The following is a 7,432-nucleotide window of genomic DNA, read 5'->3' as shown; positions in this document are numbered from 1 at the left end:
TTTTAATGCATCCTGGCCATCAACGCCGGCCAGGGTTGTATACCCCTCCTGTTCAAGAGTGAACCGGACCATTTGCACCACAAAATCAGAATCATCTACTATTAGTACGGTCTTATTCATAAACGAATATTGGGATTTTATCAAAAGAGGTCAGGCTTACAATATCAGTTGTAAAATAACGTCAGTGGGGGCAGTGCACCCTATTGAGGCTGCACCTAATATTATGAGGTTACTGGTTTATATGTAGAAGGGTGGTATATTACCACTAAAGAGGAACGAAGTACACAATGTGAGCATCAATGACTTGAATAAATCCGAAAAGGGATATGCGTCAGGGTAAGCACTTATTTCATAATAACGGCTTCCACGCTAAAGATGGCCAGTACATCGTCCATCTTCCTGATAATCTCAGGGTATTGTTCGTTTTCCGCAATCAATATAATGCTGTTGTTCTCTGCGGATGGTTGAACGCGGCGTAAAAGGCCTTGCAGGTTTTTATCAACAATGTAATAATAATAACCGCCATTCAAAATCTTTGTAAAGCGAAGCTTTTTCAGGGCGATCCAGCTACCACTTTTAAACTTTGGTTCCATGCTATCGCCGGTTACGGCTATCACGCAATCAAAATTTCCTATAACAGGCGCATCAATACGCCAGCCAATCAACATGGGTTTTTCGTTGAGGGTAGTAATGCCGGGTGCATTGCCATCGGCTAATGGAAGGGCGTCGTCATCAGTTGTAAGAAAAATTCCGGTAAATAAAGAGGGCGCAACCTGTTTGGTTGGTTTACCGTTATTTGATTTGGGCTCCTCGTATACGTAATCAGGCGTGTTTTCTACCTTATCGAGAAACTCAAGCAGCTTATTATATAAAGCAAAGTCACTGGGCTTGGTGCCCTTCTCCCATTTATACAGGTTTTCCTTTGAAATGCCGGTTGCTTTTGCAATAGCAGGCATTTTTATATTCTTCTTTTTTCGAAGCTCTTTTAACCTTTCGCCAATTTGCATTGATATCAGTCAATTAAGTGAGAACAAGTAAGAAATTACACTTACAAATCATTTAAAATGTAATATTTTCCATTATCTTTATATAGCAAAATTACTGTACCAAATTAAGAAATAATGAAACTCAGCCAAAAAGCTTTAAAGGCTATTAATAATCCGGTTACCCGTCGCCGTCTTATGGATGTGCTTGGCTGTACGGAGTTCACCATAGCCAGGTATATTCAAAAGAACAGCGACAATCTTACCAAAGCTGCTGCTTTACAGGTAATTAGGGAAGCCACCAAGCTCCCCGACGAAGAAATACTGGAAGTAGAAAAAAAATAACAACCATACAGGAACAGGGGCTCAACCAAACCGAAATCATTTAACCGGGCCTTTTGGGCTTGTTTTATAATTTATTCAACTAAACAGGATAAAACGGATAAAACAGGCCCAAGTATTTCATTGAGCCTGTTTCTATCCTTATAAAAACGAAATTACACTGAATAAGAGGTGAAGCACCTTGGATACACTTTACCAGAGCAAGGTAAAATAGTGACCTCGAAAAGGATTTCCCTTTCCTCATATATAAAACAATTAAGCAATCCTGCTGTACTAAAAAGAGGAGAAAAAAAATTGGTTTTTACCCAATTCAGGTAAATACAATACCCAATTACCCGCAAATCTTAAGAAATTGTTATATATTTTATAATTTCCATATTGCAGCCATCACGCGAAAAATGGCTTCAATGTGCTCCCACTGGCGTTGAATAGGGGGAAACTTATCTTGGTTAGGGTTATCGGACATGAGGCATAAACTGTTTTCTGTTTCGCCCGGATAAATTCTTCGTACATACCCCTGCCAGTTTTTATCGATGATGTAATAATACCATCCCCAATCCAGAATGCGGTAATTGTTCAATCTGCTGATGGCTACCCGGCAACCATTGATAAAAGTAGGCGCCATGCTTTCGCCGGAAACTTCTATAATTCCTTCCACCGGACCCAGGAAAGGCGCATTTATGCGGTCTACGATCAGCTCCGGCTCGTCGTTCGAGAACAGGATGGTGCCGGCAGCGGCCTTGCCATCGGTTTGGGGAATAGGCACCCGGCTCCGGTTGAGCGGCACTCGCATGGTGGCAGGTTTTCGATATTCAATATCCAGCTGTTCTTCCTCCAGCTTGTTCTCCATTTTATCGAGGTAGGACTTCAGCCTGAAGTAATCATTGATATCGCTGGGCTTGGTACCCTTCTCCCATTTATACAGGGTTTCTTTGGCAATACCGGTAAGGGCTGCAATGGCCGGCATTTTAATTTTTGTTTGTTCCCGAAAAGCTTTTAGTCTTTGTCCAATATGATAATCCATCGATTCAAGGTTAACAGGTAAGGGGAAACTTATTGACCACGATCAAAATAATTGTAACATTTTACACAATTGTAATTTTATAAACTTAAATACATTACTTTACAATACAAATGTATTAATTATAATAACTTCCATCCAGGCTTCTTTTATTTTATTGATCCCTGTCATAAACCCATGCACCCTTCAGTAAATTTTTTGTCCCGTCTTCAGGGATTCCAGCTATTTGAAAATGAAAAATTTAAGTATACCGGTGAAGGCTACCCAGGAATGCCTTTTATACGTTTTAATATTTTATTAAAATATTGACCTTTACCGTTAGCAGAAAAAAAACTACATTTGGTTTAGTAGCGACTCCTCACAGTCCATTTCTGTCCGTCCTGTAAAACGTAACACTACTGGTATTTAGCTTGGTATAGTACATCAGATCGATGCATCAGCGTTCAATATGCAGCATTATAAACCTTTATCTTAAAATTATCTTATGCACCAGAGACGTTTGAGGAACACCTTCCAGGAGGCCATTCATTCCATTAAAGACTACATTGATCAACATCCGCTGGAAATTAAAACGATCGAAGAACTCATTCACAAAACCCATTCACAAATCGGTATCAATTTGCTTCACCAGGGATTCCGTCAGTTGTACGGAACCGGGATCAAAGAGTATGAGATCAGAAAACGGTTAGAAGCGGCCGCCCACCTGTTGCAAAAGGATGAATTAACCATGCAGGAGATCACTGCAAGGTGCGGATACAGCTCGCAAAGTTCGTTTGTACGCGCATTTAAAGATGTACATGGCATTACGCCCGGACAATGGCGTAATCAGCATGCTCCGTTGCTATTATCGTAGAAATTCACGTGCCTTACTAAAGAGTAGGATTGCAAACAGAAGAAAAAGAAGTGGGATTTTGTATAAAAAAAATGCAAACAGCGGAAATGTATGGACGTAAATTGCATACAGATAAATGATAACAGAGTAAGACGAACGATACACACGAATACAGAATTTTCATCAGGAGCATTAATCAATAACAATGGCCTTTCTTGATCTATTATAGAAGGTTTTTAACAGTGGCTTGCTGTGCTGCCTTTTTTATCTATTTAGGGCACCCTGCAGTAAGCAATTTTAAAAACCGACATTGCACCGGTTCATAAACCTTATTGATGTATATATAGGAGATGTCATTTTCTTAATTGAGCGTGAAAACGGATCCGGACATCTTTGATAGGTTGGGCAGTTGCACTGCCTGGTCGTATAAACTCTTTATCCTTAAAAAAACAGTGCTGCCGTCATCATTACATAAAAAGCGTTATCCAAATTACTTCTACGCAATCATTTCCGACAGCACCGTATTTCAATCAATTATACAGTGAATAAGGTTTGTTATGCAGCCGTTGACAATTCGAACTCCCGGCTTACATATTGCAGTACTTTTTTCATGGCTACATGCTTCAGTAACCGACCGGCAATAATTTTTACAGTGGCTTCTTGCGTATCTCTTTTTTATAATGATTGTGGCAGTTATTCCTGGCCATTATGAACAGATATCCTTCTACATTTCTCAACACACCATTCAAACGGTCGAGCGGTTGCCACAATTTCAGGAACACTTCCTGCGCCATATCTTCCGCCTCGCTTCTGATTCCCTGTATATAAATACGAATAATGATACACTTTGTACCAGTATTTTTTGTAAATACTGTTGAAGAATTGTTCTTTCTCCGGCGCAGGCAATTCGTTGCATTCTGACATTATTTGCTGCTATAAATTACCCAAACGGCCTGAGTATTAAGTTACAAAAAAACAGCAATCTTTTTAATAAGTAGTGTCTATTTTACCATTTTCTGTACTTATTAGATTCAACCGTTATATTTATTAAATACCTCCTTAAGCGAAAGAGCTACTCCATTACAGAATAGCTCTTAATTTATAAAAAACAAAACACAATTTTTATTTTACCACCCGTAAAGGTGAGGGCTTGCCGGCCGCCCGCGCCATTTTCCTTATTCTGCGACCTTCATGTCTGTCAATAACATGCTGGGGTATAAATCCTTCAGATTTTTCCTTGTCTACACACCAGTTCTTCTTCCTTTTTTTGGCTCGTGGCACTACCACTCTTTTCTTTTTATACCCAAAGGTTTTGATCTTTTTCATTCTTGATTTACGCATAGCAATCGTATTTTATCCGCCGAAGCCCTGCATAGGCGGATTTCTTGAAAAAATAGGTGAATTGACTGTGACCTAAGTTCGGTTATCTGGCGCTATTCACCAATTCATTTACTAATTATGGAGGTTTTGGTTTTGCACATTGTGTATTGTCTGGATAAGATGCTACCTTATAACACCTCTTTTTCCTTATATTTATGACGCCGACATTCATGAAAAGCCACTGGTTATTGAATCCCGTCCCTACTGTCATTAATCAAAACCTTGGTTATTTCATGATGCACAATGTAGCAAATTGTGTTAACGGAAAGCGTCCGTTAACCTCCATCGCCTGTATGGCGTTACTCACCGTATTAATTGCAGCCTGTAAAAAAGACGATGACAAAGGCATTACCGCAAAACTGATGAATCGCTGGAACCTTGTTAGCATCACCGACACTTCCTACGTTCCCAACAACGCTCCTGATATTAGTAGATACGACGGCGCTGGCGATGACTACCTGGATTTCAGAAAAGATGGCCTGATGTATTCCTCTATTAAAAAGGCATTGGATACGGCGACTTATATATATTCCGAAGCCAATTTAAAATTGAACGTACACAATTTTCAGTATAAGATCGTGTATATAACCCACAACTCCATGGTGTTGTGGGACCCGCATTTTTCATCCGGGTCTTCCAGTTATATTGCTCATAAGGTAATATTGAGAAGGTAATAAGGCAAACGGGGAAAAAGGCAAAGGGCAGAGGGCAAAGGGCAAAGGGCAAAGATGGGCTCGCGAACTTTAAGCAATCAATATAAATAGTAAAGCCGGCAAACTGGTAAAAAGTTTGTCGGCTTTTGTTTTCAGGAGCTATGCGTGTAATGGTTGTATTTCTCTCTGCTCTCTGCCCTCTGCCCTTTGCCCGGCCCGTTTGTTATTAGAATACTCAACTTACATTAAGAGAAAGTATCCTTTCCACCGCCTCCTTCAACAATCCTGGCGCATTTGTCGCCGGCAGGGTTTGCCGCCAGGCCACAAATCCATCGGGTCGAACCAGGATCACTTCGCCATCCTGCAGGCGGGTTATTTCTTTCCAGGAATCATAAGCCGGCTCTTCCTTTTTCATGGTGTATACCGGTAACGTTATTTGCAGCTGTTCTGTTACTACGTCTGCTGCCCACTGCCAGGCTTCACCCGCTTCATCGGTAATGAGCGTTACATGCTGTGTAGCCAGGTCAAGGGTAGAAATGGGTTTGGGTTCTTTTTGCAACCAAACATGCGGTACCCGCGTTCCGGGTTGTCCGCTTAATAAGGCAGGCTCTCCTTCCTGTTCATTGTTTATTATGGCTGATGAAGCATACCTGAAATCGGGCAACCCTACCATGGTTATCATTTTGTCTAAATTGTAGTCGCCTCCTGATGAGGATACCAGCTTCATGAATTTCGGAATATCCAGCAATCCTTTATCATCTGCCAGCGCCCCCGACATTTCCGCCACCTGCTTGCCTACCGGTTGCCGCTCGCTTGAATAGGAATGCAACAGCTCCTCGCCTGCCTGTTGTTGTAATACCAGCGCCAGTTTCCAGGACAGGTTTTGTACATCCTGCACCCCGGTGGCGGCGCCTTTTCCGCCATAAGGCGTCATTTGATGGGCCGCATCGCCGGCCAGCAGTACCCGCCCGTGCTGCATATCATTCACCACACTAACGGTGGGCTGCCAGGGCAGCACACTGATAATACGCACCTTCATCTGTGGTATTCCCAACATTTGTAGCAACAGCTTTTCCAGGCGTTCATGGGTATAATCTTCCGGCCGCTCACCCTGCGCCGGATCATAAGACAAATGAAACACCCATTTATCGCTGTTATTTATAGAGGTTAGTATGCCCTGCAAACCTGGTTGTGCAATGCGGCAAATGCTAAACTCACGGCCTTTTACCAGCGCTTCCAGGTCGGCTTCAAAATATACATTCAATAAATATCCGTATGACCCATGGCCACTGGTAGCTGCCTGCAATGCTTTGCGCACCGGGCTGCCTGCGCCATCGGCCGCTATCATATACTGGCAGGTAATTGTTTGCTCCTGACCGGTTATGGTATCCTGAATATGGGCCGTTACCCCGTCATTCGATTGCGTAAACGAAAGCAGTTTGGTGTTGAACCGGATGTCGGCACCCCGCTCCTGTGCAGCCTGCAATAAGATGGGCTCAGAAAGGTCCTGCGTACAGCGGGCTCCTGCAACCGGGCTCATGGCCGCCAGCTTTTCCAGTCCGGGAAAATTGATGGGATGGTTTACTTTTAATTTGGCAGGGTCAATGTCCTTTACTATCTCCACCAGCGATTCGCCCTGGTACAATCCCCAGGCCGGTGCCAGCGCCTTTCCCGCTTCTACAATTGCCTGGTCAAGCTGCAATTCCCTGAACAGTTCCATCGTTCTTACGTCGAACCCGCGGGCCCGGGGATGTATGGAGGTGGAAGCACGACGCTCGATCAGCACCGGTTTAACTCCCTGTTTTAATAAGAACAAGGCGGCTGCTAACCCTGTTAATCCGCCGCCAACAATGAGTACAGGAATTGATTTATTCTGCATACTGTTTAATTTTATGCAAAACTCCTGCGTTCCCAAAAGGATGGATGGCATTTTCGGGAGTAATTTGTACCATGAATGGTAGCCAAGCAAAAGCCCAAAACAGCGAAGCGGAAAATATTATATTGTTTCAATCGTCAAACCAGGCTATGAAGGAGGAGAACAAATTCATACGTAAAGAAACTTTTAACCCGTTCTTTCAGTTGCATGATGGGATGGTAAGGGAATATGCCCTGCCATTTCCTGACCGAACCGGTACCGTTAAAATAACTTCGGCCGGTGGCATTGGCATTATCGACTGCTTTAATTTTAAATATGGGAATAGGGTGGTGTTGGTTAATTTTT

The 7,432-nt window shown here is 42.6% G+C and carries 9 protein-coding genes; 4 read left to right on the top strand and 5 right to left on the bottom strand.

What is annotated here, in order from left to right; genetic code table 11:
- Positions 1–344: 344 nt before the first annotated feature.
- A complete protein-coding gene (locus tag ACJ751_RS27305) occupies positions 345–1,007 on the bottom strand; it encodes an XRE family transcriptional regulator (RefSeq protein WP_407748708.1) in 663 nt (220 codons plus the stop codon).
- Between the two features lie 114 nt (positions 1,008–1,121).
- Between ACJ751_RS27305 and ACJ751_RS27300 the strand changes: the two genes are divergently transcribed.
- Positions 1,122–1,328, top strand: coding sequence for a hypothetical protein (locus tag ACJ751_RS27300; protein WP_407748707.1), 207 nt, complete (start codon positions 1,122–1,124; stop codon positions 1,326–1,328).
- Positions 1,329–1,689: 361 nt separating this feature from the next.
- Here ACJ751_RS27300 and ACJ751_RS27295 read toward each other — a convergent pair whose 3' ends face one another.
- On the bottom strand, positions 1,690–2,349 hold the full coding sequence (locus tag ACJ751_RS27295) for a helix-turn-helix transcriptional regulator (protein WP_407748706.1): 660 nt from the start codon (positions 2,347–2,349) through the stop codon (positions 1,690–1,692).
- Between the two features lie 481 nt (positions 2,350–2,830).
- On the opposite strand from ACJ751_RS27295, the gene ACJ751_RS27290 reads away from it, so the two are divergent.
- Positions 2,831–3,199, top strand: coding sequence for a helix-turn-helix transcriptional regulator (locus ACJ751_RS27290; RefSeq protein WP_407748705.1), 369 nt, complete (start codon positions 2,831–2,833; stop codon positions 3,197–3,199).
- Positions 3,200–3,825: 626 nt separating this feature from the next.
- Here the strand turns inward: ACJ751_RS27290 and ACJ751_RS27285 are convergent.
- A complete protein-coding gene (locus tag ACJ751_RS27285; protein ID WP_407748709.1) occupies positions 3,826–3,993 on the bottom strand; it encodes an RNA polymerase sigma factor in 168 nt (55 codons plus the stop codon).
- 307 nt (positions 3,994–4,300) lie between these two features.
- A complete protein-coding gene (locus ACJ751_RS27280) occupies positions 4,301–4,519 on the bottom strand; it encodes a hypothetical protein (protein ID WP_407748704.1) in 219 nt (72 codons plus the stop codon).
- Between the two features lie 272 nt (positions 4,520–4,791).
- On the opposite strand from ACJ751_RS27280, the gene ACJ751_RS27275 reads away from it, so the two are divergent.
- Positions 4,792–5,232, top strand: coding sequence for a hypothetical protein (locus ACJ751_RS27275; protein ID WP_407748703.1), 441 nt, complete (start codon positions 4,792–4,794; stop codon positions 5,230–5,232).
- Positions 5,233–5,446: 214 nt separating this feature from the next.
- Here the strand turns inward: ACJ751_RS27275 and ACJ751_RS27270 are convergent, their stop codons facing one another.
- The gene (locus ACJ751_RS27270) at positions 5,447–7,090 is read right to left on the bottom strand and encodes an FAD-dependent monooxygenase (protein WP_407748702.1); all 1,644 of its coding nucleotides are present in this window, start codon (positions 7,088–7,090) and stop codon (positions 5,447–5,449) included.
- A gap of 71 nt (positions 7,091–7,161) precedes the next feature.
- On the opposite strand from ACJ751_RS27270, the gene ACJ751_RS27265 reads away from it, so the two are divergent.
- A partial coding sequence (locus ACJ751_RS27265) for a hypothetical protein (protein ID WP_407748701.1) occupies positions 7,162–7,432 on the top strand: 271 nt, incomplete at its 3' end.

This window comes from Niastella sp. (genome assembly GCF_045805085.1).
Lineage (GTDB): Bacteria > Bacteroidota > Bacteroidia > Chitinophagales > Chitinophagaceae > Niastella.
The sequence above is the reverse complement of the archived record's forward strand: the minus strand, read 5'-3'. Positions and strand labels throughout refer to the sequence as shown.

Bases quoted from the DNA above. Each gene is read 5' to 3' on its own strand.
- ACJ751_RS27270 (WP_407748702.1), bottom strand. From the start codon at position 7,090: ATGCAGAATAAATCAATTCCTGTACTCATTGTTGGCGGCGGATTAACA.
- ACJ751_RS27290 (WP_407748705.1), top strand. From the start codon at position 2,831: ATGCACCAGAGACGTTTGAGGAACACCTTCCAGGAGGCCATTCATTCC.
- ACJ751_RS27295 (WP_407748706.1), bottom strand. From the start codon at position 2,349: ATGGATTATCATATTGGACAAAGACTAAAAGCTTTTCGGGAACAAACA.
- ACJ751_RS27280 (WP_407748704.1), bottom strand. From the start codon at position 4,519: ATGCGTAAATCAAGAATGAAAAAGATCAAAACCTTTGGGTATAAAAAG.
- ACJ751_RS27275 (WP_407748703.1), top strand. From the start codon at position 4,792: ATGATGCACAATGTAGCAAATTGTGTTAACGGAAAGCGTCCGTTAACC.
- ACJ751_RS27300 (WP_407748707.1), top strand. From the start codon at position 1,122: ATGAAACTCAGCCAAAAAGCTTTAAAGGCTATTAATAATCCGGTTACC.
- ACJ751_RS27305 (WP_407748708.1), bottom strand. From the start codon at position 1,007: ATGCAAATTGGCGAAAGGTTAAAAGAGCTTCGAAAAAAGAAGAATATA.